The organism is Pseudomonas sp. MHK4 (assembly GCF_054600775.1).
This window is the reverse complement of record NZ_BAAIAK010000013.1, coordinates 131651-158267: the sequence shown is the minus strand read 5'-3', so window position 1 is coordinate 158267 and position 26617 is coordinate 131651. Positions and strand designations below refer to the sequence as shown.

Genomic DNA, 26617 nt, shown 5'->3' with positions numbered 1-26617 from the left:
AGGAAAGTATTAATATCGCGCATAAGAACGCCGGTTTGTTAGATGTGTTTGCTCGCACGAACATCATCAATCAAATCGGCGTTCTTGTTTCTGTGTTTCCCAGGATTCCGTGATGAACCTTTTTTATTGCCTGAATACTCCAGACGCCGTCATTCCCCCTGTGGGAGCGGGCTTGCTCGCGAATGCGTAGTATCAGTCGATACAAATATCGCCTGACATTCCGCATTCGCGAGCAAGCCCTCTCCCACAGGGTTGAGCATGGTCAGACACGTTTGCGCAGGCGAAAAAAAGGGCAACCGAAGTTGCCCAAAATGCCTTGCGTGCTCATTGCATCCAGATAGACCTACGGCTCTTTGCGCTTGTGCGAGTCTTTCCAGATAAAGAATCCGAACCCTGCAAAAAATACAAACATGAGGCTGACAGTCAGCACTCCGGCGATCACCACGTTATCGAAAAACATGACGCGTCTCCTGCAGTTGCCCTGTTGCGATGGAGCCAAGGTAACCAATCGGGCAGGAGAGAATATTGACCGGGATCAATGTTGCCCGGGACCGGGCTTGGAAGGAGGGGGAAAACTGACCTGCATCAATCGATGCTGGAGGGCTCAACGCTTTTTCGGTTTGTTCTTCGGTTTTTTCTTCGCCTTGCCCAACGGCATGGCCTGCTCGAACGCCTGGCGCACTTCATTCAGGCGCTTGTCGTTAAGGTCATGGACACGCTTGGCGCGTTCAGCATTAAGGTCGATCAGTTTGTCATCTTGGCTCATGGCGTCAGTGCATCGCTTGTAATGGAGTTCAATGCCGCATCGCTCGGCAGGATTGTGCCAATAATGCGGTCTGACGACGGCGCTGACCAGCCACGGGCTCAAATCTCGATATCGACCCACAGGCCCTGACGAGGCTGGTCTTCCATCAACGGCGCCACAGGCACGGTGTTGTCAGCATTGAGTTCGTCACCCGGGATGGCCAGGTGCGCTTCAGGGTCCTCGTCGGCTTCACGGCGGCGCCGCTGCTGCTCCTGCCTGCGCCGCTGCTCCTCGCGCAGCAGCAGCGCGGCCTCTTCCGGATCGCGCTTTTGCAGGTCGATGGTGCTGTCGCTGGCGCTTTCCTGCATCGGTACGACAGGCGCGATGTCCGGGCGCGGGCGAACCGGGTCGTGCTGGGAAGTGATCGGCACGGCACTTAAGGGGAGCATCGGTGGCAGCATATTTATCAGTCTCCTGTAGCAGTCTGTCGGCCGTGAAGTCGGCGACTTGAGCCATCGGTCGCAAACTGTGGGCCCATTGGCACGGCGGGAACGTTCGCAGGCTACGATTTCTTCAGTCTGGCAAGATCGAAAGATCGCAGCCCGAGGCAGTTCCGACACAGGTAATCCTTTGGTCTGGAGACCTGATTCCGTTAAGATAGCCCGCTTTTTCAAGGTGGGAGTCAGGCAGCATGGCGCAGCAGTATCAACCGGGGCAACGCTGGATCAGTGACAGCGAAGCGGAGCTGGGTTTGGGCACCGTTCTGGCACAGGACGGCCGCTTGCTGACCGTGCTCTACCCGGCCACTGGCGACACTCGCCAGTACGCGCTAAGGAATGCGCCCCTCACCCGTGTGCGGTTTTCCCCGGGTGACACCATCACTCACTTCGAAGGCTGGAAACTGACCGTACGCGAAGTCGACGACGTCGATGGCCTGCTGGTCTATCACGGCCTCGACGCGCAGAACGAAGTGGTTACCCTGCCGGAAACCCAACTGTCGAACTTCATCCAGTTCCGTCTCGCCAGCGACCGTCTGTTCGCCGGGCAGATTGACCCCCTGGCCTGGTTCGCCCTGCGTTATCACACCCTCGAACACACCAGCCGCCAACTGCAGTCATCGCTGTGGGGCCTGGGTGGCGTGCGTGCGCAACCGATCGCGCACCAGTTGCACATCGCCCGTGAAGTGGCCGACCGCATTGCGCCACGGGTACTGCTGGCCGACGAAGTAGGCCTGGGCAAAACCATCGAAGCCGGTCTGGTGATCCATCGCCAATTGCTCTCGGGCCGCGCCAATCGAGTGCTGATCCTGGTGCCGGAAAACCTCCAGCACCAGTGGCTGGTGGAAATGCGCCGACGCTTCAACCTGCAGGTCGCGCTGTTCGACGAAGAACGCTTCATCGAAAGCGATGCCTCCAACCCGTTCGAAGACACCCAGCTCGCGCTGGTGGCCCTGGAATGGCTGGTGGACGACGAGAAAGCCCAGGACGCGCTGTTCGCGGCTGGCTGGGACCTGCTGGTGGTCGACGAAGCCCACCACCTGGTGTGGCACGAAGACCAGGTCAGCCCGGAATACTCGCTGGTCGAGCAGCTTGCGGAAACGATCCCGGGCGTGTTGCTGTTGACCGCAACCCCGGAACAGCTGGGCCAGGACAGTCACTTCGCGCGTCTGCGCCTGCTTGACCCGAACCGTTTCCATGACCTGGCGGCCTTCCGCGCCGAGAGCGAAAACTATCGCCCGGTGGCCGAAGCCGTTCAGGAGCTGCTGGAAAAAGGTCGCCTGTCGCCGCAAGCCCATGAAACCATTCATGGCTTCCTCGGCAACGAAGGCGAAGCCCTGCTGACCGCCGTCAACGATGGCGACACCGAAGCCAGCGCGCGCCTGGTGCGCGAACTGCTGGACCGCCATGGCACCGGCCGCGTGCTGTTTCGTAATACCCGGGCTGCGGTCCAGGGGTTCCCGGAGCGCAAACTGCACCCTTACCCGCTGCCGTGCCCGGACGAATACCTCGAACTGCCGCTGGGCGATCACGCCGAGCTCTACCCGGAAGTCAGCTTCCAGGCCCAGCCGGACGCCAACGAAGAAGAGCGCTGGTGGAAATTCGACCCGCGTGTCGAGTGGCTGATCGACCAGCTGAAAATGCTCAAGCGCACCAAGGTGCTGGTGATCTGCGCCCACGCCGAAACCGCCATGGACCTGGAAGACGCCCTGCGCGTGCGTTCCGGCATCCCGGCCACGGTGTTCCACGAGGGCATGAACATCCTCGAACGTGACCGCGCCGCCGCCTACTTCGCCGACGAAGAGTTTGGCGCGCAAGTGCTGATCTGCTCGGAAATCGGCAGTGAAGGCCGCAACTTCCAGTTCTCCCACCACCTGGTGCTGTTCGACCTGCCGTCCCATCCGGACCTGCTGGAACAACGTATCGGTCGTCTGGACCGGATCGGCCAGAAGCACACGATCGAACTGCACGTGCCGTACCTGGAAACCAGCCCGCAAGAGCGCCTGTTCCAGTGGTACCACGAAGCACTGAACGCATTCCTCAACACCTGCCCGACCGGCAACGCCCTGCAACATCAGTTCGGCCCGCGCCTGCTGCCGTTGCTGGAAGAAGCCGACGATGGCGAATGGCAAGCGCTGATCGACGAAGCCCGCACCGAGCGTGAGCGCCTGGAAGCCGAACTGCACACCGGCCGCGATCGCCTGCTGGAGCTCAACTCCGGTGGAGCCGGCGAAGGTGAGGCACTGGTCGAGGCCATCCTCGAGCAGGACGACCAGTTCGCCCTGCCGATCTACATGGAAACCCTGTTCGATGCATTCGGCATCGACAGCGAAGACCATTCGGAAAACGCCCTGATCCTCAAGCCGAGCGAAAAAATGCTCGACGCCAGCTTCCCGCTGGGCGACGACGAAGGCGTGACCATCACCTACGACCGCAACCAGGCGCTGTCTCGCGAAGACATGCAGTTCATCACCTGGGAACACCCGATGGTCCAGGGCGGCATGGACCTGGTGTTGTCCGGCTCCATGGGCAACACCGCCGTGGCGCTGATCAAGAACAAGGCACTGAAACCCGGCACCGTGTTGCTGGAACTGCTCTACGTCAGCGAAGTGGTTGCCCCGCGCTCGCTGCAACTGGGCCGCTACCTGCCGCCGGCCGCCCTGCGCTGCCTGCTCGACACCAATGGCAATGACCTGTCGGCCCGGGTGTCGTTCGAGACCTTGAACGATCAACTCGAAAGCGTGCCTCGCGCCAGCGCCAACAAGTTCATCCAGGCCCAGCGCGATCAGCTGACGCCAAGGATCAACGCCGGTGAAGACAAGATCTACCCACGTCACGCCGAACGTGTGGCTGAGGCGCAACGCCGCCTGGCCGCCGACACCGACGAAGAACTGGCACGCCTGACCGCGTTGCAGGCGGTCAACCCGACCGTACGTGACAGCGAACTGGTCGCCCTGCGCAAGCAACGCGAACAAGGCCTGGCCATGCTCGACAAGGCTGCGCTGCGACTGGAGGCAATCCGGGTGTTGGTGGCGGGTTAAGTCCCCTGCTCCATCGCTTTAACAAAGAGGCCCGCAGCGATGCGGGCCTTTTTTTACCTGACTTTTGTGGCGATGCCGGTGGCCTCATCGCTAGCAGGCTAGCTCCCACATTAGATCTCCAGTGTGAACACAAACCCTGTGGGAGCTAGCCTGCTAGCGATGGCGATCAAGCAGTCGCCACAGAACCCTCAGGTTCAACCACCGCAACCAACCCCTCCTTCATTCGCTTGGCATCGCGCACAAAACACCGCGACGCCAGCACCAGGAACACCATGGTGAAGAACAGCGCGACCGGGATCAGGTACATCGCGTCATGCAGGCCCACCGCCTTGAACGCCTCGGTCATCTGTTCGGCACCCGCCGCGAGCATCGCCGTGTGGGCAAAGTGGTCGGACAAGGCGCCGACCACCACTGGCCCCAATCCACCACCCAACAGGTAAAGCCCGGCGAAGAACAGAGCCATGGCGGTGGCTCGCAGGCGCGGCTCGACTACATCCTGAATCGCCGTGTAGACGCAGGTATAGAAGTTGTAGGCGAACAACCAACCCAGGCTGAACACAGCCACGAACACGCCGATTTCTATCCGCCCCGAATGCAGCGCCCAGGCCGTGCACAGGGTTGAAATGATCAGGCTGAACGCGGCGAACAGCAGACGACCGTTGGCAACGCGTTGATGGATCTTGTCCGCCACCCAGCCGCCCAATGTCAGGCCGAACAACCCGGTAACGCCGACGATCACCCCGGTCGCCACTGCGGCCTCCTGTAAAGGCATCAGGAAATATCGTTGCAGCATCGGCACCAGGAAGGAGTTACAGGCATAGGTGGCGAAGTTGAAACAGAGCCCGGCCATCACCAACCACAAGAAGGTCGGCACCGCCAGGACGCGGCGAATCGGCCGGTCCACGCGTTCTTGCGAAACCTGCACACTCTCGGCGGCGCCGCGCTTGGGTTCCTTGATGAAAAACATGAAGATCGCCAGGATCAGCCCCGGTACCGCGGCAATGAAGAACGGGGCACGCCAGCTGTCGAAGGCCTTGACCATCGCGCCGATGGTGAAGAACGCCAACAACAAGCCTAACGGCAGCCCGAGCATGAAGATGCCCATGGCCCGCGCCCGGCGATGCGCCGGGAACAGGTCGCCGATCAGGGAGTTGGCGGCCGGCGCGTAACTGGCTTCGCCGATGCCGATGCCCATGCGTACGATCAGGAAACTCCAGAAGCTGCCGACCATGCCGTTGACCGCGGTCAGGCCGCTCCATGCCGCCAGGCCCCAGCCCATCAACTTGCTGCGAGAGCCCGTATCGGCCATACGTCCCAACGGCAGGCCGGCAATCGCGTAGACGATGGTGAATGCCGTGCCGATGATCCCCAACTGAAAGTCGCTGAGGTGCCACTCCATGCGGATCGGTTCGATGATGATGGCGGGGATGGTGCGGTCGAAGAAGTTGAACAGGTTGGCGAGGAACAGCAGGAACAGAATGCGCCAGGCATTCGCCGCTTGGGTCGAGTTCTGCATGGGTCCGTCTCTTTTTTATTGTTATGGGGGCTTCACTGCCACCCGGAACTTGCAATCTAGTCAGGCGGGCCAGGACTGTCTGTAATTATTCGTAAAGCTGATACCCCCCCATGGAAACCGATGCGTTCCATGCAACATTTTATTTCCAAACGAACTAAGGCCCATTCCAAAATCATTGAGAGACAATGTGCCACTATCCCTTGCGTTCAATGCACGGCCTCTATACTCCAACACATTCGCCAGCGTTGATTGGCGGCCAGGAGACAACCACGGGGCGTGCTATGGAGTGGCTTGGTCTGCATTTCACTACAGAGCTGGCAGACAGCGGACAGGTCATTCTTCATTGCGCACATGACCCTTTCCTGGTGCTGCTGGCTTTTCTGGTCGCCTGCGCCGGCTGTTTTGCCACTCTGGATATGGCCGAACGGGTTGCCCAGGTGCAAAAACCAGCATCCCAACGCCTTTGGCGCTGGATCGGCGCCGGATGCCTGTCCGGCGGAATCTGGGCCATGCACTTCATTGGCATGCTGGCGTTCCAGGCACCGATCGACGTGCATTACCATTTGCCCATCACACTCCTGTCCCTGTTGATCGCCCTCTGTGCGTCATGGCTGGCGATGCACACCCTCAGCCTGCCCGCCTTGAATTTCCGGCAATGCTGCAAGGCGTCGATCATCATCGGCCTGGGCATCGCCACCATGCATTACGTGGGCATGGCCGCCATGCGTTCGCAAGCGACGGCTTTTTACCATCCTGCGCTGTTCATGCTTTCGATCATGATCGCCATCGGCGCCAGTCTGGCGGCGTTGCTGCTGGCAAGCTATCTGCGCACGGGTGAGGGACTGTTCAATCAGTTGCTCAAATGCGGCGGCAGCCTGGTGCTGGGGGCCGGCATCTTCAGCCTGCATTTCACCGGCATGGCCGCCTTCTCCCTGGTACTGCCAAACGGCAGCCTGCTGTCCCAACCCGTTGAAAACAACCATGTGCAACTGGGCCTGACGGTAGCCGTCATGACCCTGCTGATCATCGGCAGTTGCATCAGCGCGGCGCTGGCGGACAAGAAGCTGCAGCGCAAGGACCGTGACCTGCTGCGGGTCAACTCACTGCTCAGCCAACTGGACCAGGCGCGCATGTCCCTGCAACAGGTGGCGCACTACGACGCCCTGACCAACCTGGTCAACCGTCGCGGGTTCAACCAGCTGTTCGCCGAGAAGCTCCTGGAGCGAACTCAGGCAGGCGGCATGCTCGCCGTCCTGTTCCTCGACATCGACCATTTCAAGCGCATCAACGACAGCCTCGGCCACGATGCCGGTGATGAACTGCTCAAAGTGCTCGCCCGGCACATCAAAAGCTCGGTGCGCACCCATGAAGACGTGGTGGCACGCTTTGGTGGCGACGAATTCTGCATCCTCATCGACCTGCATGACCGTGATGAGGCGCGACAGATGGCCCAACGCATCATGCAGAAACTGAAGGAACCCATCGAGCTGTCCGGGCGGCGCATGGTCATGACCACCAGCATCGGCATCAGCGTGTTTCCCGAGGATGGAAGGACCTGTGAAGAACTGCTGAAAAACGCCGACCTGGCGCTGTATCAATCCAAGGACAGCGGCCGTAACGGCCTGAACTTCTTCAGTGCCAACCTCAAGGCGCGCGCCATGCTGGAGCTGCAACTGGAGGAAGAACTGCGCCACGCCTTGCGCGAAGACACCGGCCTGATGCTCTATTACCAACCGATCTATGACCTGAAGACCGGCCTGGTCAGCAAGCTCGAAGCCTTGATCCGCTGGCAACACCCGGTCCATGGATTTCTCGCGCCGGACCGCTTCATTGGCATCGCCGAGGCCAACGGCCTGATCACCGAACTGGACAACTGGGTGCTGCGCAAGGCCTGCGAGGACTTGGGCGATTTGTCGCGCCAGGGCTGCGCGAACCTGAAGATCGCCATCAATTGCTCGCCCCTGACCCTGGCGCGCGAAGAACTGAGCGACGAAATCTCACTCGCGCTGCACAGCGCCGGGGTGGAGCCCCATCGACTGGAACTGGAGGTCACCGAAAATGCGTTGATGGGCAGCATTGCCGATACGCTGGTGTCGCTGCGGCAGGTACGCGCCCTCGGCGTGTCGCTGTCGATCGATGACTTCGGCACTGGTTATTCATCCCTGGCGTACCTCAAGCGCTTGCCGTTGAACACGCTGAAGATCGACCGCTCATTCATCCAGGACATTCCAATAGCCACCCAGGACATGGAGATCGTTCAGGCCATTATCGTCATGGCCCACACCCTGCACCTGGAGGTGGTCACCGAAGGCGTCGAAACCTTCGAGCAGTACCAGTTTCTCGAATGCCACGGCTGCGACTTCGTCCAGGGTTACCTGCTCAGTCGCCCGGTACCGCTGGCCGAACTGCGGCCCGTGCTGAACGAAATCAACCAGCGCCAGCAATCGTACAGCGTCACGCCCCTGAGTCTTGTCCACGGTACATCTGCACTAATGTAGACGGGTCCTTCTCGAGGAAACCCTGGCCCCCATGCAGGCGCATCAATTGCGCGGCCAGGCCGCTGATCGGCGTCGCCGAACCTTGTTCGCGGGAAAACTTCACCGCTGAGTCCAGATCCTTGAGCAAGGTCCGCACGTGCCATTTGACCGGTTCGAAACGGCTCTCGGCCATTTGCGGTGCGAGGAACTGCAAGGGCCTCGAATCGGCGAACCCACCGGCCAGTGCCTCGGCGATCAGGCTGGCATCGACCCCGGAACGCTCCGCCAAAGCCACCACCTCAGCGATGACCAGCGCATTGCAGGCAACGATCATCTGGTTGCACGCCTTGGTCACCTGCCCTGCTCCCACAGCGCCCATATGAGTCACCCGCTGACCGAGACTCAACAAAACCGGTTTGACCCGCTCAAGGTCTTCCACGGTGCCGCCGGCCATGATCGCCAGGCTGCCGGCTTCGGCACCCACCACCCCACCGGACACCGGCGCGTCCAGCCAACCCATGCCGGTCTTGCCGAGTTCTGCCGCCATTTCCCGGGTCGCCGTGGGTTCCAGACTGGAAAAATCCACCAGCAGCTGCCCCTTTTTCGCCCCCCGGGCAATGCCCGACTTGCCGAAAACCACCTCGCGGACCACCGCGGTATCCGCCAGGCACAACATCACCACCCCGGCGTATTGGCACAACTCGGCAGGCGTGGCGACCTGGCGTGCCCCGGCCTCGACCAGCGGCGCGCACTTGGCCGGATTGCGGTTCCACACCGTCAGCGGGTAACCCGCGGCGAGCAAACGCCGGCACATTGGCAGGCCCATCAGACCGATTCCGGCAAAACCCAGGGCCGGTAGCGTTGACATCATTTTGCCTCCTTTTGATTAAAGAACAGCGAATATTGGCCGATTTATCAGGACTCAGGAAAGGATTCCGCCGGGCAACGCGCCAGCTGACTGCGCCGCCCGGGACAAATACGCGCTGATAAAAGACGCGAGTTCTCATTCCGTGATGATCGACGACAGTATGTCGTCCGACCAACCAGCCCAGGTAAATGGCGAACAATGACTTCTAAAAACAACCCGGCCACTGCGCTTTCCGATCTGACGCTGAGCCCGGCGGCGAACAGCCCCGCCCCGTCGAAGCCATTGACGCCGTCGCGCCCGCTGGCGACCCAGCAATACCTGTACTTCACCGAAACCAACACCGATCGCATCCTCGACAACCTCGACGGCCTGCGCGACATGGTGTTCCCGCGCCCACCGCATCTGGAAGGCGACAACGAACAGCACAACGACCAGGAATTCCCGTCGGTGTGCCTGATTGGCCTGGGCCGCTGCGGTTCGAACATTGCGCTGGATGTCGCGGAGCTGGTCTACAACGCCCGCAAGTTCTACCTCAACGAATTCAACAACGAAGATCGCCTGTCGCCGGACAAGCGCTATGCGGAAAAAGGTTATAGCCCGGCACAGTGGATTCGCAACAATTTGCGCCTGGGGTCGAACAAGGCGACCAAACCGGTGTTCCTGGTAGAACCGCTGGTGATGCTGGGCGACCTGGACAAGGACATCGCCGGGCGTATCCGCTTCTCGCGCAAAGGCGAAAAGAGCGGTTTCCTGCGCGACTACAGCAAAATGAAAATCATGGACCTGTCGGAAGTCCACGCCGGGGGTGCCGGTAACGCACCGATCCTCGGTCAGTACCTGGCCAAGATCATCCTGAACAAGGACACCCAGCGTTTCTCCAGCCCGGACTGGAAGATGATCCACTCGTACCTGATCGACAGCTGCGGCATCAAGGCCAACCAGTCGCGCCTGTATTTCTCGATCTTCAGTGCCGGTGGCGGTACCGGTTCGGGCATGGCCTCGGAATTCGGCCTGGCCCAGCAACACTCGTACATGAACAAGACGTTCGACACCAAGCCGATGGACGAGCATGACAGCAAAAGCGGTCACGCCTTCGTCTTCGAACCGATCTTCACCAGTGGCATCTGTGTACTGCCGAACATTACCGATCACCGCAGTGAAATGTCCGAGGCGCTGCACATCAACGCCGGTCGCCTGCTGTGCAAATATCTGTCGGAAGAGTGGGACTTCTCCTACAACTTCGCCAACGAAGACAGCAGCGAAGCCAGTGTCATGGGCCGTATCCGCCCATGGAACGCGATGATGCTGATTTCGAACGACATCATGCGTTATGCCGAAGAAAGCGATGACGGCAACATCCAGAACATCGACGTCAACGCAATGGAAAAACATGCCAACCAGTACATCTCGCAGCAGATCTTCAACATCCTGACGGCGCAAGCTGTCACCACCGACTACGACCAGAACTATTTCCGCCGTGCCGGCATCGACATCGGCGAAACCATTCGCCTGGACGCCAACGACCTGTTCATGAGCCTCGCCGGCCCGGTGGCGATTGCCTATGCCGAATCCGTGGTACCGGAAACCCCGCCGCCGAGCAGCGACAAATTCAAGGTCTTCGACAAAGAACCGCAACGCCTGAACATCGACGACCTGTTCTTCCGCTCGATCGACCTGCCGCACTTCAACAAGATTACCCAGGCCATCGAAGGCATCAGCTTGCTGCCGATCGAGTCCAAGCGCTATCGAGCGGCGCTGGAGCAGTACAAGAACTCGGGGTACGACGCGGCCGCACTGCACGACCTGCACTTCTTCAAGAACTGCTCGTCGGTGGTGTCGATCGTTTCCCTGCCCAAGGACTACAAGCTGTCCTACATGGACCTGAACCGCTTGAAGACCCACCTCAACAGCCTGTTCCCCAACACCACGCTCAAGCGCTATGCGCTGGTGATCGGCGCCTCGGCCAACCTGTCGCTGACCACCCTGATCGCCAAGAGCCCGTGCCTGTCGGACGACTTCCTGACCTTGATCGTGGCGTTTATCAAGCGCTGCTTTGCGCGCACCCCGTACCGCTTCGATGACACCCTGGACAACTCGGTGCTGGACTTCATCATCAACGAACATTTCGATGAAGACCTGATCGACGACCTGCTCAACGAGTTCGAGAACCCGGCAAAAATCCTCGACACCAACTGGTACGCGATCAAGCCGATGTACGAGAAGAAGTATCGCGAGCTGATCAACGACAAGGACAAGTTTGTCTCGATCAACGACATCCGCCTGTCCCGCGATTGCGTGAAGAAAGCGATCAAGTACCTGCGTGAGATCTATCGTCACCGAATTGGCAAAACGAAGGTTATTTCGTTGAATAACCACACAGGCAAGACTTTCTGAGACTGACTGGGTACCGAGTCGCTCCAATCGCTGGCAAGCCAGCTCCTACAGGGTGCGGGGTCGTTCACGAAATATGTGCTCGACATCAATTCCTGTAGGAGCTGGCTTGCCAGCGAAACGATCTCGGATTCAACGGCCTTTCAACATCCAGAAACAATTGATCAGCCGTTCAGCTGTCCTGCCAACTGTTCCCGTTACGTTTACGTCACCGTGAAGCTGTGGCCTTTCTCTACGGCAACCTGCCATCACGCTACTCGGCTACACACTTTCCGCTGCCAAGCCATGGCACCAACATGGTGCAGTCATTCAAGCCTGCGCCCTTTCCTGGATCAGGATCCACGGCGAAACCACCACTGCCCATAGTGGCGGATCACGCTCAAAAAGATCCAGCGCCCGCGTTTCAGACAGCTTGGCGACCTTGTCTTCGGCCAGCCAGGCAGCCACTTTCTCGCCCTCATCAGTCGCTACAGCCTCGGCCGCGGCAATCAAATCCAGGCTCGGGTCGACCCACAATAGGGCACCCTTGGCAAAGAACGGCTCCAGTTCCTTCCAGGAAATAGATGCGGTTTCTCCGAGCAGTTTGGCATAGAGGGTGCTAGGTTCTTCAGTCATGGGTCCGGTCCGGAAAAGAAATCGACGCAATGATAACGTCGGTGGTCAGGCAGAAAAACCCAGAAGCAAATTGCTTTACCGAATGAAATGCGCAGGAAAGCCAAGGAGTGCACCGAATCTGGCTATAAGCCCGTCAAAGCCCCGCCGCAATTCTGACTTTTTCTTTCAAAATAGCGACACCCCCAAGTTTTGCCCCCTGGCGCCAGCTTCCCAGGCTGACAATCGGCGCTCTACACTGTACCGGTACAGTTGCCGGGGGGCTTTTCCGGGGGATGTCGTAGATATCTGACCCGGTTCTGCCGCCTACGGCGCCAGGACTATAAAAATTACAACAGTAAGAGTGGAGCACTATGACTAAGGCTACTAAGCAGATTTCCAAACTGTTTGCCGCTATGGTTCTGGCCGGGGTTGCCAGCCATTCGTTCGCAGCTGACACCATCAAGATCGGCATCGCCGGCCCTAAAACCGGTCCTGTAGCCCAATACGGCGACATGCAGTTCAGCGGCGCCAAAATGGCCATTGAACAGATCAACGCCAAAGGCGGCGTAGACGGCAAGAAACTCGAAGCCGTTGAATACGATGACGCCTGTGATCCAAAACAAGCGGTAGCGGTCGCGAACAAAGTCGTCAACGACGGCGTCAAGTTCGTGGTTGGTCACCTGTGCTCCAGCTCCACTCAACCGGCCTCGGACATCTACGAAGACGAAGGCGTGATCATGATCACCCCGGCTGCCACCAGCCCGGACATCACCAACCGTGGCTACAAAATGGTGTTCCGCACCATCGGCCTGGACAGCGCCCAGGGCCCTGCCGCCGGTAACTACATCGCCGACTTCGTAAAACCGAAAATCGTTGCCGTCCTGCACGACAAACAGCAATACGGTGAAGGCATCGCCACCGCCGTTAAACAGACTCTCGAGAAGAAAGGCACCAAGGTTGCCGTGTTCGAAGGCGTCAACGCCGGCGACAAGGACTTCTCCTCGATCATCGCCAAGCTCAAGCAAGCCAACGTCGACTTCGTCTACTACGGCGGCTACCACCCGGAGCTGGGCCTGATCCTGCGTCAAGCCCAGGAAAAAGGCCTGAAGGCCAAGTTCATGGGTCCGGAAGGCGTGGGTAACGACTCCATTTCGCAGATCGCCAAGGACGCTTCCGAAGGCCTGCTGGTGACCCTGCCGAAATCCTTCGACCAGGATCCAGCCAACGTTGCCCTGGCTGATGCGTTCAAGGCCAAGAAAGAAGACCCGAGCGGTCCGTTCGTGTTCCCGGCCTACTCGGCTGTGACCGTGATTGCCGACGGCATCAAGGCTGCCAAGTCCGAAGACGCAGCCAAAGTGGCGGAAGCCATCCACGCGGGCACCTTCAAGACGCCTACTGGCGACCTGAGCTTCGACGCCAAGGGCGACCTGAAAGACTTTAAATTCGTGGTCTACGAGTGGCACTTCGGCAAACCAAAAACTGAAGCCAAGCCTCAGTAAGGTCTTGCCTGATTGACTGCCAATAAAGCCCACGGCGTGCCGTGGGCTTTGTTTTACGAACGTATTGGGCCGCGCTGGCGTGATCCGCCAGTCTCCCCACCTGAAAATCTCAAAACCGTCATCAGCGGTTCGCTGGCAAACCCCGGATTCGAAGTGGATGCAGATCCACGGGGCCCGGGCGGGAAAATGACTCCACCAGTGAAATGCGTATCAGGTTTTTAGGAGCGCTGTAATGCCTGACATCTATCACTTCTTCCAACAGCTGGTTAATGGCCTGACCATTGGCAGCACGTATGCCTTGATCGCCATCGGCTATACGATGGTTTACGGCATCATTGGAATGATCAACTTCGCCCACGGCGAGGTATACATGATCGGCTCCTACGTGGCGTTCATCGCCATCGCCGGGCTGGCCATGCTGGGACTCGACAGTGTTCCGCTGTTGATGACCGCCGCTTTCCTGGCGACCATCGTCGTCACCAGTGCCTACGGCTACAGCATCGAACGGATCGCCTACCGCCCCTTGCGCGGCAGCAACCGTCTGATCCCGCTGATTTCCGCCATCGGCATGTCGATCTTCCTGCAGAACACGGTTCTGCTGGCGCAAGACTCCAAGGACAAATCCATCCCCAACCTGATTCCGGGCAACATTGCCTTCGGGCCAGGTGGCGCACATGAAGTGCTGATTTCCTACATGCAAATCGTGGTGTTCGTGGTGACACTGGTCGCCATGCTCGGCCTGACGCTGTTCATCTCCCGCTCTCGCCTGGGTCGCGCCTGCCGCGCCTGCGCCGAAGACATCAAGATGGCCAACCTGCTGGGTATCAACACCAACAACATCATCGCCCTGACCTTCGTCATCGGTGCTGCGCTGGCGGCCATCGCGGCCGTGCTGCTGAGCATGCAATACGGCGTGATCAACCCCAACGCCGGTTTCCTGGTCGGCCTCAAGGCCTTCACCGCAGCTGTACTGGGCGGTATCGGCAGCATTCCGGGCGCCATGCTCGGCGGGCTGGTACTGGGTGTGGCGGAAGCCTTCGGTGCCGATGTCTTCGGCGACCAGTACAAGGACGTCGTGGCTTTCGGTCTCTTGGTTTTGGTGTTGTTGTTCCGGCCAACCGGCCTGCTGGGCCGTCCGGAGGTTGAGAAGGTATGACTAGGAATCTTAAACAGGCACTGTTCAGTGCCTTGCTGGTATGGGCCGTTGCCTACCCGGTACTCGGCCTGAAGCTGACCATCGTCGGCATCAACCTCGAAGTTCATGGCACCAGCGACGCCACCCTGATCACCATCGCCGTGTGCTCGGTGCTGATGTTCCTGCGCGTGCTGTTCGACCAGCAGATCAGCTCGGCCTGGCGTTCCTCGCCAAGCATGCCGCTGATCCCGGCCAAGGCCAGTAACTTCCTGACCCTGCCGACCACCCAGCGCTGGATCATCATTGCGTTGATCGCCGGCGCCCTGGTCTGGCCGTTCTTCGGTTCTCGCGGCGCAGTGGATATCGCGACGCTGGTGCTGATCTACGTAATGCTGGGCCTGGGCCTGAACATCGTGGTCGGCCTGGCTGGCCTGCTCGACCTCGGTTACGTCGGCTTCTACGCCGTTGGCGCCTACAGCTACGCGCTGCTGTCGCACTACTACGGCCTGAGCTTCTGGATCTGCCTGCCGATTGCCGGCCTGATGGCTGCCACCTTCGGCTTCCTGCTCGGTTTCCCGGTGCTGCGCCTGCGCGGTGACTACCTGGCGATCGTGACCTTGGGCTTCGGTGAAATCATCCGTCTGTTCCTGCGTAACCTGACCGGCCTCACGGGCGGTCCGAACGGCATCAGCAACATCGAGAAACCGACGTTCTTCGGCCTGACCTTCGAACGTAAAGCCGCGGAAGGCATGCAAACCTTCCACGAGTATTTCGGCCTGGAATACAACTCGATCAACAAGGTGATCTTCCTCTACCTGGTTGCGCTGTTGCTGGCACTGGGTGCGCTGTTCGTCATCAACCGCTTGCTGCGCATGCCGCTCGGCCGCGCGTGGGAAGCCTTGCGTGAAGACGAAATCGCCTGCCGTGCACTGGGTCTGAACCCGACCATCATCAAACTCTCGGCATTCACCCTGGGTGCCAGCTTCGCCGGTTTCGCCGGCAGCTTCTTCGCTGCCCGCCAGGGTCTGGTGACGCCGGAGTCCTTTACCTTCATCGAGTCGGCGATCATCCTCGCCATCGTGGTGCTGGGTGGCATGGGCTCGCAGCTGGGCGTGATCCTGGCCGCGGTGGTGATGATCCTGCTACCGGAAATGATGCGTGAGTTCAGTGAGTACCGCATGTTGATGTTCGGTGCCTTGATGGTACTGATGATGATCTGGCGCCCTCAGGGTCTGCTGCCCATGCAACGTCCTCACATGGAGCTGCGCAAATGAGCCGCGAGATCCTGAAAGTAGAAAACCTGAGCATGCGCTTCGGCGGCTTGCTGGCGGTCAACGGCGTTGCCTTGAGCGTGAAAGAGAAACAAGTGGTTGCCCTGATCGGCCCTAACGGCGCCGGCAAGACCACCGTGTTCAACTGCCTGACCGGCTTCTACAAGCCGAGCGGCGGCAGCATCCTGCTCGATGGCGAGCCGATCGAGGGCCTGCCGGGCCACAAGATCGCCCTCAAGGGCGTAGTGCGTACCTTCCAGAACGTGCGGCTGTTCAAGGACATGACTGCGGTCGAGAACCTCTTGATCGCCCAGCATCGCCACCTGAACACCAACTTCCTGTCCGGCCTGTTCAAGACCCCGGGGTTTCGCAAGAGCGAACGCGAGGCCATGGAGTTCGCCGAATACTGGCTGGAAAAGGTCAACCTCAAGGAGTTCGCCAACCGTCCGGCCGGTACCCTGGCCTACGGTCAGCAACGGCGCCTGGAAATCGCCCGCTGCATGATGACCCGCCCACGGATCCTCATGCTCGACGAACCGGCCGCCGGCCTGAACCCGAAGGAAACCGAAGATCTGAAGGCGCTGATCAGCGTGCTGCGTGAAGAGCACAACGTCACCGTGCTGCTGATCGAGCACGACATGAAACTGGTCATGAGCATTTCCGACCACATCGTCGTGATCAACCAGGGCACGCCCCTGGCCAACGGTACGCCGGAACAAATCCGCGACAATCCTGAAGTGATCAAAGCCTACCTGGGGGAAGCGTAAATGCTGCAGTTCGAAAACGTTTCCACCTTCTACGGCAAGATCCAGGCCCTGCACAGCGTCAACGTCGAAGTCCGCCAGGGTGAGATCGTGACCCTGATCGGCGCCAACGGTGCCGGCAAGTCCACGCTCCTGATGACTCTGTGCGGTTCGCCTCGGGCTCACAGCGGCAGCATCCGCTACATGGGTGAGGAACTGGTCGGCCAGGATTCTTCGCAGATCATGCGCAAGAGCATTGCCGTGGTGCCGGAAGGTCGTCGAGTGTTTTCCCGCCTGACCGTGGAAGAAAACCTTTCCATGGGTGGTTTCTTCACCGCCAAAGGCGACTATCAGGAACAGATGGACAAGGTCCTCGGACTTTTCCCACGCCTGAAAGAACGCTTCGCCCAGCGTGGCGGCACCATGTCCGGCGGTGAACAGCAAATGCTCGCCATCGGCCGTGCGCTGATGAGCAAGCCCAAGCTGTTGCTGCTCGACGAGCCTTCCCTGGGCCTGGCTCCGATCATCATCCAGCAGATCTTCGATATCATCGAACAGCTGCGCAAGGACGGTGTGACGGTGTTCCTGGTCGAGCAGAACGCCAACCAGGCCCTGAAAATCGCCGACCGCGCCTACGTGCTGGAGAACGGCCGGGTAGTGATGACAGGCACAGGTGAAGCGCTGCTGACCGATCCGAAAGTACGTGATGCGTACCTCGGCGGCTAAGCCTTTGCTGTAAATAAAAACGGCCTTTGCGGGCCGTTTTTTTATGCCTGCCACAATCTCCCCAACAACACAGAACCCTGTAGGAGCTGGCTTGCCAGCGATAGCGACCGCCCATCCAACATCTCTGTTGAATGTGATATTGCCATCGCTGGCAAGCCAGCTCCTACAAGGGGCCGTGTGATGGTTTAGAGCCTGTCCAGCGCCTCGCCGCTGCGCTTGAACCAGCCAATCAAATAATCCGCCAGCACCTGCGTACGCCTGGGCAGCCCACCCTGATACGGATGCACCAGGTACATCGGCATGCTGCGGGTCTGATAATCGCGCAGGAGCCAGCGCAAGCGCCCGCCGGCCAATTCCGCCGGCAGCAAGTAGGACGGCAAGCGCGCAATGCCTGCGTCAGCTAAAGCGGCCTTTTTCAGCAAGTTGTAATGGTTACTGGCGAACGGTCCCGAGACTCGCACCCGCACCAATTCGTGTTGCTGGTGATACAGCCATTCTTCGCGACCACTGTAGTGGCTGTTGAGCAGACAGCGATGGTCGGCCAATGCCTGAGGAGTCAGCGGCTCGCCGTACCGTTCAAGATACGCCGGGCTGGCACAGGTCATTTCGTGCCACGCCAGCAAAGGACGCGCCACCAGGCGCTGGTCATTAGCCACATCAGCGCGAACCGCCAAGTCAAAACCATCACGGGACAAGTCGCGATAGTCGTTGCTCAGGTCCAACTCGATCTGCACCTCGGGATACTGGGCGGAGAACTCCAGCAACAAGCCATCGAAGAAAGTTTCCCCAAGCGACACCGGAACCGTCATGCGCACTGGACCCGCCATGTCGTCCTTCAGGCGCGCCAGGGCCTGGCGCGCGCGCTCGACTTGCACCACCAGCGCCTGGGCTTGGGGCAACAACGCAGCGCCCGCCGCCGTCAGGCTCAAGCGCCGCGTGGTGCGCTGCAGCAGGACCACGCAAAACTGCGCTTCCAACTGGCTGATGCGCTTGGACAACTGGCCCTTGCTGCACCCCAATTGCTGCGCCGCCAAGGTAAAACTGCCCGCTTCGATCAACACTGCAAACGCCGCCAGATCATCCATTTCGCTCATGGATTGTTTCCATTTGAAAACCAAAGGTTGCCTATTAGCGCGCTTATCCGTAGAAAAAACCACTCTAAACTGAAGCCTCACTCAACCCATACGAGGATCAGCCAGCATGAAAATTCTTTTGATTGGCGCCAGTGGCACCATCGGTACGGCCGTCGACAAGGAGCTGTCCCAGCGCCACGAGATCGTGCGCATTGGCCGCAGCAGCGGCGATTTTCAGGTGGACATCAGTGACAGCGCGTCGATTCGCCGGCTGTTCGAACAGACCGGCAAATTCGATGCACTGGTGTGCGCCGCCGGTAACGTGACCTTCGCGCCACTGGCCGAAATGAGCGAAGAGAGCTTTGCCCTGGGCCTCAGGGACAAGCTGATGGGCCAGGTCAACCTGGTGCTGATTGGCCGTGAGTTTGCCAATGAGGGTGCATCGTTCACGCTCACCACCGGCGTACTCAGCCACGATCCGATCCGCAGTGGCGCGTCGGCAGCGCTGGTCAATGGAGCGCTGGACAGTTTCGTCCGCGCCGCCGCCATCGAGCTGCCACGCGGCTTGCGAGTGAACTCGATCAGCCCGACCGTCCTGGTCGAAGCCATGGGCAGCTATGCCCCGTATTTCCGTGGCTACAAGCCGGTTCCTGCCGAGGATGTGGCATTGGCCTACGCCAAAAGCGTCGAAGGCTTGCAGACAGGTCAGACCTTTCACGTGGGCTAAAGCCTTGTGATGAACGGTCAGGCTGAGTAACGTGGCGGCACCTGTCAGGAGACCCCAAGATGCGTGTTGCCCGTTCCTTAGTCCTTGTTGCCCTGCTCCCCCTGTTCGCGGCCTGCCAGTTGTTCGACGACCCGCGTGAAAGTGCCTCCCACGTCGGACAGACCCGCATGCAGGGCCAGTTGAGTGCCGCCGACGGCAAACTGCAGTTCCAGCCGTGCGGCGAGCAACGCCGTTACCTGGTCAATGACACGGGCGGCACCAGCGTCCTGCAACAGGCCGCGAGCCTCGCCGATGCCCAGGGCAAGCTGTTTGCCGATGTGCGTGGACGCATCGGTCCGGGTGACGGCGAAGACCGGCTCGATGTGGAAACGTTGTACCGCGTCGAGCGCTCCGCCACCGCCTGCGCTGATCCGAATTTCAAGGCGCTGATCCTGCGCGCCGCCGGCCATGGCCCCGAATGGAGCGTGAGAGTCACCGGCAAAGGCATGGTCGTAGAGCGCGCCGGCCAGCCGCCATTGGCCGTGCCCTACGTCGAAGAGCAACTGGGCGAAGGCCGCTTCAACCTCAGCACCGAAGCCAACAACCAGCACATCGAACTGTGGGTCGCGCCACAACGCTGCATCGACAGCAGCACGGGCAGCCTGCAGCACATGAGTGCCGAACTGCGCATCGATGGCAAGGTACAGCGTGGTTGCGGGTATTTCGGCGGATCGCGCGACGACTGATCGTTTTAGCCTCACGGGCCTGCGCCTTTGGGGCTTATAATCGCCGGTTTCAAACGCCCTGGCGCAGTTGTGCGCCCCGCGAACCGGATCCTGCCATGTTACGAATCACCGAACTCAAGCTGCCGATCGACCATCCCGATGAAGACCTGCGCCCTGCCATCCTGCAGCGCCTGGGCATCTCCAGCGAGGACTTGCTCGATTTCACCTTGTTCAAGCGCAGCTATGACGCGCGCAAAAAGTCCTCCGAGCTGTGCTTCATCTACACCATCGACCTCGATGTTCGCGATGAAGCCTCGGTGCTGCACAAGTTCGCCGATGACCGTAACGTCAACGTGGCACCGGATGTCAGCTACAAAATGGTTGGCCAGGCGCCGGCCGACCTGAGCGCACGCCCTGTCGTCGTCGGCTTCGGGCCATGCGGGATCTTCGCCGGGCTGCTGCTGGCGCAAATGGGTTTCAAGCCGATCATCCTCGAACGCGGCACCGAAGTGCGCCAGCGCACCAAGGACACCTGGGGCCTGTGGCGTAAAAGCGTGCTCAACCCTGAGTCCAACGTGCAATTCGGCGAGGGCGGCGCGGGGACCTTCTCCGACGGCAAGCTCTACAGCCAGATCAAGGATCCGAAGTTCATCGGGCGCAAAGTCCTCAATGAATTCGTCAAGGCCGGTGCCCCGGAAGAAATCCTCTACGTCAGCAAACCACACATCGGTACGTTCCGTCTGACCGGCGTTGTGGAAAACATGCGTGAGCAGATTCGCGCCATGGGCGGCGAAGTGCGCTTCCAGCAGCGGGTGACCGACGTGCTGATCGAGGACGGCCAACTGGTCGGCGTCGAACTCGATGGCGGAGAGCAGATCCACTCGAAACACGTGATCCTGGCCCTTGGCCACAGTGCCCGGGACACCTTCCGCATGCTCCACGGCCGCGGCGTGTACATGGAAGCCAAGCCGTTCTCGGTCGGTTTCCGCATCGAGCACCCGCAGTCGTTGATCGACCGCGCGCGCCTGGGCAAGTATGCCGGTCACCCGAAACTCGGTGCCGCCGACTACAAGCTGGTGCACCACGCCAAGAACGGCCGTTCGGTCTACAGCTTCTGCATGTGCCCGGGTGGTACGGTGGTGGCGGCGACCTCCGAGCCGAACCGAGTGGTCACCAACGGCATGAGCCAGTACTCGCGTAACGAGCGCAACGCCAACTCCGGCATCGTTGTCGGGATTACCCCGGAAGTCGATTATCCGGGCGGCCCGCTGGCCGGTATCGAGCTGCAGGAACGCCTGGAATCCCACGCCTTCGTGCTCGGTGGCAGCAACTACGAAGCACCGGCGCAACTGGTCGGCGACTTTATCGCCGGCAAGCCGTCCACCGCGTTGGGCAGCGTTGAACCGTCCTACAAACCGGGCGTTGCCCTGGGTGACTTGGCGCTGGCCTTGCCGGCTTTCGCCATCGAAGCGATTCGCGAAGCCTTGCCGGCGTTCGAGAAGCAGATTCGTGGTTACTCGCTGCATGACGCGGTGTTGACCGGGATCGAGACCCGTACCTCGTCGCCGCTGCGCATTACCCGTAATGAGTCGATGCAGAGCCTGAACGTCAAGGGCTTGTTCCCGGCGGGTGAAGGCGCGGGTTATGCGGGCGGGATTCTGTCAGCGGGTGTCGACGGGATTCGCATTGCCGAGGCTGTAGCCAGGGACATCCTCGGCCTCGAAGCCTGACGCAAATCCCCTGTGGGAGCGGGCTTGCCCGCTCCCACATTTGATCTTCGGCGTGTCAGATATTGGCGCGCAGCACGCTCGTCGGCAGCGGCTCGCCGCGCTCGACCGTCGCCGCAACCGCATCGATCAACCCGCTCAATTCAAACCCTTCGGCCTTGAGCCACGCCTGATCGTAATAGGTCGTGGCATAGCGCTCGCCACTGTCACACAAAATCGCCACGATCGACCCCGCCTCCCCCGCCGCCGCCATCTGCTGCGCCGCCATCAACGCGCCGATCAGGTTGGTCCCGCTCGATCCGCCGACATGCCGCCCGAGTCGTTCGGCCAGGTAATGCATGGCCGCCAGTGACAACGCGTCTGGCACCTTGACCATCGCATCGATGACCTTGGGCAGGAATGACGCTTCCACCCGGGGCCGACCAATGCCTTCGACCCGCGAACCGTGATCCAGGCGCAGGCTGGCATCGCCGGTCTGGTAGTAATCGAAAAACACCGAGCGTTCGGCATCGGCACACAACACGCGGGTGCTGTGCTGGCGATAACGCACGTAACGCCCCAGGGTCGCCGTCGTGCCCCCGGTACCGGGACTGGACACCAGCCAGCTCGGCTCCGGGTGCTTTTCGAAGCGCATCTGCTGGAAGATCGATTCGGCAATGTTGTTGTTCGCCCGCCAGTCGGTAGCGCGCTCGGCGTAGGTGAACTGGTCGATGAAGTGGCCATCGTGTTCGCGCGCCAGGCGTTCAGACTCGGCGTAGATCTGCGTCGGATCAGCCACCAGGTGCGTCTGCCCGCCATAGAAAGCGATTTGCGCGATCTTCTCCCTGGACGTGCTGGCCGGCACCACGGCAATGAATGGCACCCCCAGCAAACGCGCGAAATACGCCTCGGAAATCGCCGTCGAACCGCTGGATGCCTCGATCACCGGCGCACCGGGCTTGAGCCAGCCATTGCACAGCGCATACAGGAACAGCGATCGCGCCAGGCGGTGTTTGAGGCTGCCGGTGGGATGGCTCGATTCATCCTTGAAGTACAGCTCGATGCCCGGAAAACCTGGCAGTGGCAAAGGGATCAGGTGAGTGTCGGCGCTGCGCTGGAAGTCGGCTTCGATGATCCGGATGGCTTCGCGGGACCACTGTCGGTTGTCGCTCATGGGGATTTTCTCGATGGATCAGACAATAGGCGGCCCTGTTACAAGCCTCAATCCTCAAGCTTAGGAAAAATCCTACATCAGACACAGGCACAGCTGAGTTCCAATACATCCGGCAACTGCTAGGCTCAGGTCCTTGCCCGAAGAATCGCGCTGTAACGACATATAACAAAAAAGAATATAACTTTTGTTTTAACAACTAACGGTACGGGTTAGGGTGTGCCACCTTTTGACCTTATCGATGGAGAGCGACTTTGCCTCTGCGTAGCACGTTCACGCGTTTCTTTCAGCTGGAAGCTGCCAGCGGTCTGTTATTGATCGCCGCGGCTATCCTGGCGCTGATCATCAACAACTCTCCCCTGTCGTGGCTCTACAACGGCCTGCTGGAAACCCCCGTGGTCGCTCAGGTCGGCGCGCTGAAAATCGCCAAGCCGCTGCTGCTGTGGATCAACGACGGCCTGATGGCGCTGTTCTTCCTGCTGATCGGGCTGGAGGTCAAGCGCGAGGTCCTCGACGGGCAATTGTCCAAACCGTCGCAGATCGTCCTGCCCGGTGCGGCGGCCATTGGCGGCATGGTCGTGCCGGCGCTGATCTACTGGTTCCTCAACCGTGACAACCCACCGGCCCTGGACGGCTGGGCGATCCCGACCGCCACCGACATCGCTTTCGCGCTGGGCGTACTGGCGCTGCTGGGCAAACGCGTGCCGGTGTCGCTGAAGTTGTTCCTGATGACCCTGGCGATCATCGACGACCTCGGCGCGATCATCATCATCGCGATTTTCTATTCCGGCGCACTGTCGACCCTGTCCCTGGCACTGGCCGCCGCCTGCATCGCGGCCCTGATCGGGATGAACCGGCTCGGCGTGGTAAAGCTCGGCCCCTACATGATCATCGGCCTGATCCTCTGGGTCTGCGTGCTCAAGAGCGGTGTGCATGCCACCTTGGCCGGCGTGACCCTGGCGTTCTGCATCCCGTTGCGCACGAAAAACGCCGAACCCTCTCCCCTGCTGACACTGGAGCACGCGCTACATCCGTGGGTGGCCTACGGCATCCTGCCGCTGTTCGCCTTCGCCAACGCCGGCCTGTCCCTCAGTGGCGTGACCGCCGAGAGCTTCACCCATGCCGTGCCAATGGGCATCGCGGTTGGCCTGCTGCTGGGCAAGACCGTCGGCGTGTACGGCCTGACCTGGCTGGCGGTGAAAACCGGCATCGCCGCCCTGCCCCAGGGTGCCAATTGGGGTCAGGTGCTGGGCGTGGCGATTCTCTGCGGCATCGGCTTCACCATGAGCCTGTTCGTCGGTTCACTGGCCTTTGAGCCGGGCGTCAGTGACTACGCAGGCATGGACCGCATGGGGATTTTGACCGGTTCGATTCTGGCGGCGTTGATTGGCTATGCCGTGACGGCGGTGGCCAGTCGCAAGCCTGTACTGCAAGCGGCTTAGTCGCCAAAGACTTGATCGTGATAACGAAAAATGAGGGAGCCGACAACTCCTTCATTTTTGTCGGATATTGCCCACAACATTGTCGGATTCGTACTGCGGCCATTTCGGACGCTGCTGGCATCAACCTCTAATTTTCCTCGCTACCTTTGCGTTACGCGCCTTGCTTCACACAAGGCCTGTCAACAGCAAAACTGTGATGGAGAAAGTGATGGAACTACGCCTGGAGCTAATGCCCCCGGAACTCGACGAAATGAGGGTGGTACGACTTGCGGCGCTCGCATCTGAAATCGACGGTGGACGCAGGGATGAGACCGCGAATCAGTTGGCTGAATTTAATCAAGAGGCCATGACCGATTTCACGTTTTTCGACTTTCAAGGCATTTACGGAGGTCAGGATCACGAAACATGGGTTCGCCAAGTACTGGCTGGCCCCTATGAGTGCCGACTGACAGACATTACTCAATCTGAACTGATCGAAATGGCTCGAAGAGTCATGGATGCCGATAGCCCGGAACACGCCACCTGCTACTGGCTGAAAATGCTGGCACTCAATATTCCAGATGCTCGTATTTCCGATCTTTTTTTCTGGCCGGGTGAATATTTTGGTGATGGGGACAACTCTCGAGAACTGTCACCGGAGCAGATAATCGAAACAGCCCTGAAGAATAGCGATTTTTAGCTTGATGCCGGAGACCGGCCCTAACAAGAAAACCCCGACCAGTCACCTGGTCGGGGTTTTCTTTTATCCGTATTCCGGCTTAGTGGGAAACGCGGCTGGTGCCATCAACCGTGGCAATGCGCACGCGCTCGCCAACACGGAACACTTCGTTTTCCTGAACCTGTTGCACGTAGGCGCGCATGCTGCCGTCGTCTTCACGTACGGTGATTTCCACACCCTGGGTGCGGGTCAGGCCTTCTTCAGCGGCCGAACCTACCAGGCCGCCAGCGACTGCACCAATGACCGCAGCGACAATGCTGCCTTTACCGCCGCCAATCGCGCTGCCGCCGACACCGCCGACTACCGCACCCGCCGCGCCGCCAATCGGCGTCTTGGTACCTTCGATTTTCACCGGACGCAGGGCTTCGATGGTGCCCATGCGAATCGTCTGCACGCGACGCGCTTCGTCACGGGAATAGGAGTCACCGGTCAAGCTCGATTGGCAGCCAGTGAGCAACATCGCCATCGTGGAAAAGGAAGCAACCAGCAGAACAGACTTACGCATAGCATCAACTCCAAAGGACAAGTAACCATTAAACTCCGCAGCTAGACGCCTGTCACGGTCTTGCCCGGATAAAAATGTTTCGATTCAGGCTCCGTACAGGCCTGTCCACGCACTCACCACACAGTAGCGGCCTGTTCACAGAACAGCGCCACTGACCAGGGATCCAGATGGATTACTTTATCATTGTCGTCACTACCGTCGCCGGACTGTACTTCCATGGGTGGCTGTACGTGCGCATCAGACGCTGGATGGACCGAGACCTGGCGTTGGCATTGGCCGGCAAGGACGAGCAGAAAAAAGCATTCATGCTCGAACGGTTGGCGAGTGCCCAGGCACAGAAAATCAGGCGTCGAGACCTGCCACAGTGGCTTGAGGCCGCAGCGGCAGACTATCTCGAGCGGTAGACTGCTTAGGGTGCCAGACGTTCAAGAATCCAGCTGGCACCCTGCAGGCGATAGTTGAGCCGGTCGTGCAGACGGCTCGGACGGCCTTGCCAGAACTCGATGCGCTCTGGCAGCAAACGATAACCGCCCCAGTGTTCTGGGCAGTGAGGTTGGGTATCGCTGAAACGTTGCTCGGTATCCTTGAGCAGTGACTCCAGCTCACCACGATCGGCAATCACCCGGCTCTGCGGCGAAGCCCAGGCACCGAGGCGGCTGCCCAGCGGGCGCACCTGATAGTACGCGTCGGACTCCTCGGGAGTGACTTTCACCACCCGACCTTCGATCCGCACCTGACGCTCCAGTGTCGGCCAGAAAAACGTCATGGCCGCGAATGGATTCGCCACCAGTTGCTGGCCTTTGGCGCTGTCGTAGTTGGTGAAGAAGGTGAAGCCCTGGGCATCCAGGCCCTTGAGCAGCAGGATGCGGCAATGCGGCCGCCCCTCCTGGTCGACAGTGGCCAAGGTCATGGCATTGGCCTCCACCGGTGCCTGCTCGGTTTTCACCGCGTCGGCAAACCATTGGTGGAACAGCGCAAACGGCTCGGCCGGGGCTTGCGCCTCGGTCAGGCCATCACGGGTGTAGTCGCGGCGCATATCAGCCAGGGCCTTGGTCATGGCGCATTCCT

24 protein-coding genes are annotated in these 26617 nt (G+C 60.0%); 14 read left to right on the top strand and 10 right to left on the bottom strand.

Features of this window, described 5'->3' with window-relative positions; all coding sequences use genetic code 11:
- Nucleotides 1-343: 343 nt before the first annotated feature.
- The 3 genes from ccoM to ACYP2Q_RS26365 form a co-directional block, all read right to left on the bottom strand.
- Nucleotides 344-460 carry a cytochrome c oxidase subunit CcoM gene (gene ccoM, locus ACYP2Q_RS26375; protein WP_459733156.1) on the bottom strand — a complete coding sequence of 39 codons (117 nt, stop codon included), beginning with the start codon at nucleotides 458-460 and terminating at the stop codon, nucleotides 344-346.
- 144 nt (nucleotides 461-604) lie between these two features.
- Nucleotides 605-766: a hypothetical protein gene (locus ACYP2Q_RS26370; protein WP_008016476.1), complete on the bottom strand. Its 162-nt coding sequence runs from the start codon at nucleotides 764-766 to the stop codon at nucleotides 605-607.
- A gap of 98 nt (nucleotides 767-864) precedes the next feature.
- Nucleotides 865-1206, bottom strand: a complete 342-nt coding sequence (locus ACYP2Q_RS26365) for an aspartate-semialdehyde dehydrogenase (RefSeq protein ID WP_459733155.1) — start codon at nucleotides 1204-1206, stop codon at nucleotides 865-867.
- A 230-nt stretch (nucleotides 1207-1436) separates the two neighbouring features.
- Between ACYP2Q_RS26365 and rapA the strand changes: the two genes are divergently transcribed.
- The gene (rapA, locus tag ACYP2Q_RS26360; protein WP_274073430.1) at nucleotides 1437-4283 is read left to right on the top strand and encodes an RNA polymerase-associated protein RapA; all 2847 of its coding nucleotides are present in this window, start codon (nucleotides 1437-1439) and stop codon (nucleotides 4281-4283) included.
- Nucleotides 4284-4449: 166 nt separating this feature from the next.
- Here the strand turns inward: rapA and ACYP2Q_RS26355 are convergent, their stop codons facing one another.
- A complete protein-coding gene (locus tag ACYP2Q_RS26355; RefSeq protein WP_459733154.1) occupies nucleotides 4450-5799 on the bottom strand; it encodes a spinster family MFS transporter in 1350 nt (449 codons plus the stop codon).
- A 281-nt stretch (nucleotides 5800-6080) separates the two neighbouring features.
- On the opposite strand from ACYP2Q_RS26355, the gene ACYP2Q_RS26350 reads away from it, so the two are divergent.
- Nucleotides 6081-8297: a putative bifunctional diguanylate cyclase/phosphodiesterase gene (locus ACYP2Q_RS26350; RefSeq protein WP_459733153.1), complete on the top strand. Its 2217-nt coding sequence runs from the start codon at nucleotides 6081-6083 to the stop codon at nucleotides 8295-8297.
- Here the strand turns inward: ACYP2Q_RS26350 and ACYP2Q_RS26345 are convergent.
- Nucleotides 8254-9147, bottom strand: a complete 894-nt coding sequence (locus tag ACYP2Q_RS26345) for an NAD(P)-dependent oxidoreductase (protein ID WP_459733152.1) — start codon at nucleotides 9145-9147, stop codon at nucleotides 8254-8256. The two genes, ACYP2Q_RS26350 and ACYP2Q_RS26345, sit on opposite strands and share 44 nt — an antisense overlap.
- A gap of 195 nt (nucleotides 9148-9342) precedes the next feature.
- On the opposite strand from ACYP2Q_RS26345, the gene ACYP2Q_RS26340 reads away from it, so the two are divergent.
- Nucleotides 9343-11538, top strand: a complete 2196-nt coding sequence (locus ACYP2Q_RS26340) for a hypothetical protein (RefSeq protein ID WP_459733151.1) — start codon at nucleotides 9343-9345, stop codon at nucleotides 11536-11538.
- A gap of 306 nt (nucleotides 11539-11844) precedes the next feature.
- Here ACYP2Q_RS26340 and ACYP2Q_RS26335 read toward each other — a convergent pair whose 3' ends face one another.
- Nucleotides 11845-12150, bottom strand: coding sequence for a DUF2288 domain-containing protein (locus tag ACYP2Q_RS26335; RefSeq protein WP_459733150.1), 306 nt, complete (start codon nucleotides 12148-12150; stop codon nucleotides 11845-11847).
- Nucleotides 12151-12500: 350 nt separating this feature from the next.
- Between ACYP2Q_RS26335 and ACYP2Q_RS26330 the strand changes: the two genes are divergently transcribed.
- The 5 genes from ACYP2Q_RS26330 (at nucleotide 12501) to ACYP2Q_RS26310 (ending at nucleotide 17503) form a co-directional block, all read left to right on the top strand.
- The gene (locus ACYP2Q_RS26330) at nucleotides 12501-13628 is read left to right on the top strand and encodes a branched-chain amino acid ABC transporter substrate-binding protein (RefSeq protein WP_459733149.1); all 1128 of its coding nucleotides are present in this window, start codon (nucleotides 12501-12503) and stop codon (nucleotides 13626-13628) included.
- A gap of 232 nt (nucleotides 13629-13860) precedes the next feature.
- The gene (livH, locus tag ACYP2Q_RS26325; RefSeq protein WP_459733148.1) at nucleotides 13861-14784 is read left to right on the top strand and encodes a high-affinity branched-chain amino acid ABC transporter permease LivH; all 924 of its coding nucleotides are present in this window, start codon (nucleotides 13861-13863) and stop codon (nucleotides 14782-14784) included.
- Complete coding sequence (locus tag ACYP2Q_RS26320; protein ID WP_459733147.1) at nucleotides 14781-16037, top strand: high-affinity branched-chain amino acid ABC transporter permease LivM; 1257 nt, start codon at nucleotides 14781-14783, stop codon at nucleotides 16035-16037. Before livH ends, ACYP2Q_RS26320 begins: the two co-directional genes overlap by 4 nt.
- Nucleotides 16034-16801: a high-affinity branched-chain amino acid ABC transporter ATP-binding protein LivG gene (livG, locus tag ACYP2Q_RS26315; RefSeq protein WP_046816659.1), complete on the top strand. Its 768-nt coding sequence runs from the start codon at nucleotides 16034-16036 to the stop codon at nucleotides 16799-16801. The genes ACYP2Q_RS26320 and livG overlap by 4 nt, the downstream gene beginning before the upstream one ends.
- Nucleotides 16802-17503, top strand: a complete 702-nt coding sequence (locus tag ACYP2Q_RS26310; RefSeq protein WP_008056844.1) for an ABC transporter ATP-binding protein — start codon at nucleotides 16802-16804, stop codon at nucleotides 17501-17503.
- Between the two features lie 185 nt (nucleotides 17504-17688).
- Here the strand turns inward: ACYP2Q_RS26310 and ACYP2Q_RS26305 are convergent, their stop codons facing one another.
- Nucleotides 17689-18597, bottom strand: coding sequence for a LysR family transcriptional regulator (locus tag ACYP2Q_RS26305; protein ID WP_459733146.1), 909 nt, complete (start codon nucleotides 18595-18597; stop codon nucleotides 17689-17691).
- 106 nt (nucleotides 18598-18703) lie between these two features.
- Between ACYP2Q_RS26305 and ACYP2Q_RS26300 the strand changes: the two genes are divergently transcribed.
- The 3 genes from ACYP2Q_RS26300 (at nucleotide 18704) to ACYP2Q_RS26290 (ending at nucleotide 21737) form a co-directional block, all read left to right on the top strand.
- Nucleotides 18704-19303, top strand: coding sequence for a short chain dehydrogenase (locus ACYP2Q_RS26300; protein ID WP_459733145.1), 600 nt, complete (start codon nucleotides 18704-18706; stop codon nucleotides 19301-19303).
- 59 nt (nucleotides 19304-19362) lie between these two features.
- Entirely contained in the window at nucleotides 19363-20028 is a 666-nt protein-coding gene (locus ACYP2Q_RS26295) for a COG3650 family protein (RefSeq protein WP_459733143.1), read from the top strand.
- Nucleotides 20029-20123: 95 nt separating this feature from the next.
- Nucleotides 20124-21737, top strand: coding sequence for an NAD(P)/FAD-dependent oxidoreductase (locus ACYP2Q_RS26290; RefSeq protein WP_459733142.1), 1614 nt, complete (start codon nucleotides 20124-20126; stop codon nucleotides 21735-21737).
- Nucleotides 21738-21792: 55 nt separating this feature from the next.
- Here the strand turns inward: ACYP2Q_RS26290 and ACYP2Q_RS26285 are convergent, their stop codons facing one another.
- Nucleotides 21793-22887 carry a PLP-dependent cysteine synthase family protein gene (locus ACYP2Q_RS26285; protein ID WP_459733141.1) on the bottom strand — a complete coding sequence of 365 codons (1095 nt, stop codon included), beginning with the start codon at nucleotides 22885-22887 and terminating at the stop codon, nucleotides 21793-21795.
- Nucleotides 22888-23138: 251 nt separating this feature from the next.
- Here ACYP2Q_RS26285 and nhaA point away from each other — a divergent pair, with 251 nt between their 5' ends.
- Both nhaA and ACYP2Q_RS26275 read left to right on the top strand, forming a co-directional pair.
- Entirely contained in the window at nucleotides 23139-24326 is a 1188-nt protein-coding gene (gene nhaA, locus ACYP2Q_RS26280; RefSeq protein ID WP_459733140.1) for a Na+/H+ antiporter NhaA, read from the top strand.
- Between the two features lie 208 nt (nucleotides 24327-24534).
- Nucleotides 24535-25005: a hypothetical protein gene (locus ACYP2Q_RS26275; RefSeq protein ID WP_459733139.1), complete on the top strand. Its 471-nt coding sequence runs from the start codon at nucleotides 24535-24537 to the stop codon at nucleotides 25003-25005.
- A gap of 79 nt (nucleotides 25006-25084) precedes the next feature.
- On the opposite strand, the gene ACYP2Q_RS26270 is transcribed toward ACYP2Q_RS26275, so the two are convergent.
- A complete protein-coding gene (locus ACYP2Q_RS26270; RefSeq protein ID WP_123433764.1) occupies nucleotides 25085-25549 on the bottom strand; it encodes an outer membrane lipoprotein in 465 nt (154 codons plus the stop codon).
- A 167-nt stretch (nucleotides 25550-25716) separates the two neighbouring features.
- Between ACYP2Q_RS26270 and ACYP2Q_RS26265 the strand changes: the two genes are divergently transcribed.
- Complete coding sequence (locus tag ACYP2Q_RS26265) at nucleotides 25717-25953, top strand: hypothetical protein (RefSeq protein ID WP_459733138.1); 237 nt, start codon at nucleotides 25717-25719, stop codon at nucleotides 25951-25953.
- A 5-nt stretch (nucleotides 25954-25958) separates the two neighbouring features.
- On the opposite strand, the gene pdxH is transcribed toward ACYP2Q_RS26265, so the two are convergent.
- Nucleotides 25959-26606, bottom strand: coding sequence for a pyridoxamine 5'-phosphate oxidase (gene pdxH / locus ACYP2Q_RS26260; protein WP_459733137.1), 648 nt, complete (start codon nucleotides 26604-26606; stop codon nucleotides 25959-25961).
- Nucleotides 26607-26617: the final 11 nt, after the last annotated feature.

Bases quoted from the DNA above. Each gene is read 5' to 3' on its own strand.
- ccoM (WP_459733156.1), bottom strand. From the start codon at position 460: ATGTTTTTCGATAACGTGGTGATCGCCGGAGTGCTGACTGTCAGCCTC.
- ACYP2Q_RS26370 (WP_008016476.1), bottom strand. From the start codon at position 766: ATGAGCCAAGATGACAAACTGATCGACCTTAATGCTGAACGCGCCAAG.
- ACYP2Q_RS26365 (WP_459733155.1), bottom strand. From the start codon at position 1,206: ATGCTGCCACCGATGCTCCCCTTAAGTGCCGTGCCGATCACTTCCCAG.
- rapA (WP_274073430.1), top strand. From the start codon at position 1,437: ATGGCGCAGCAGTATCAACCGGGGCAACGCTGGATCAGTGACAGCGAA.
- ACYP2Q_RS26355 (WP_459733154.1), bottom strand. From the start codon at position 5,799: ATGCAGAACTCGACCCAAGCGGCGAATGCCTGGCGCATTCTGTTCCTG.
- ACYP2Q_RS26350 (WP_459733153.1), top strand. From the start codon at position 6,081: ATGGAGTGGCTTGGTCTGCATTTCACTACAGAGCTGGCAGACAGCGGA.
- ACYP2Q_RS26345 (WP_459733152.1), bottom strand. From the start codon at position 9,147: ATGATGTCAACGCTACCGGCCCTGGGTTTTGCCGGAATCGGTCTGATG.
- ACYP2Q_RS26340 (WP_459733151.1), top strand. From the start codon at position 9,343: ATGACTTCTAAAAACAACCCGGCCACTGCGCTTTCCGATCTGACGCTG.
- ACYP2Q_RS26335 (WP_459733150.1), bottom strand. From the start codon at position 12,150: ATGACTGAAGAACCTAGCACCCTCTATGCCAAACTGCTCGGAGAAACC.
- ACYP2Q_RS26330 (WP_459733149.1), top strand. From the start codon at position 12,501: ATGACTAAGGCTACTAAGCAGATTTCCAAACTGTTTGCCGCTATGGTT.
- livH (WP_459733148.1), top strand. From the start codon at position 13,861: ATGCCTGACATCTATCACTTCTTCCAACAGCTGGTTAATGGCCTGACC.
- ACYP2Q_RS26320 (WP_459733147.1), top strand. From the start codon at position 14,781: ATGACTAGGAATCTTAAACAGGCACTGTTCAGTGCCTTGCTGGTATGG.
- livG (WP_046816659.1), top strand. From the start codon at position 16,034: ATGAGCCGCGAGATCCTGAAAGTAGAAAACCTGAGCATGCGCTTCGGC.
- ACYP2Q_RS26310 (WP_008056844.1), top strand. From the start codon at position 16,802: ATGCTGCAGTTCGAAAACGTTTCCACCTTCTACGGCAAGATCCAGGCC.
- ACYP2Q_RS26305 (WP_459733146.1), bottom strand. From the start codon at position 18,597: ATGAGCGAAATGGATGATCTGGCGGCGTTTGCAGTGTTGATCGAAGCG.
- ACYP2Q_RS26300 (WP_459733145.1), top strand. From the start codon at position 18,704: ATGAAAATTCTTTTGATTGGCGCCAGTGGCACCATCGGTACGGCCGTC.
- ACYP2Q_RS26295 (WP_459733143.1), top strand. From the start codon at position 19,363: ATGCGTGTTGCCCGTTCCTTAGTCCTTGTTGCCCTGCTCCCCCTGTTC.
- ACYP2Q_RS26290 (WP_459733142.1), top strand. From the start codon at position 20,124: ATGTTACGAATCACCGAACTCAAGCTGCCGATCGACCATCCCGATGAA.
- ACYP2Q_RS26285 (WP_459733141.1), bottom strand. From the start codon at position 22,887: ATGAGCGACAACCGACAGTGGTCCCGCGAAGCCATCCGGATCATCGAA.
- ACYP2Q_RS26275 (WP_459733139.1), top strand. From the start codon at position 24,535: ATGGAACTACGCCTGGAGCTAATGCCCCCGGAACTCGACGAAATGAGG.
- ACYP2Q_RS26270 (WP_123433764.1), bottom strand. From the start codon at position 25,549: ATGCGTAAGTCTGTTCTGCTGGTTGCTTCCTTTTCCACGATGGCGATG.
- ACYP2Q_RS26265 (WP_459733138.1), top strand. From the start codon at position 25,717: ATGGATTACTTTATCATTGTCGTCACTACCGTCGCCGGACTGTACTTC.
- pdxH (WP_459733137.1), bottom strand. From the start codon at position 26,606: ATGACCAAGGCCCTGGCTGATATGCGCCGCGACTACACCCGTGATGGC.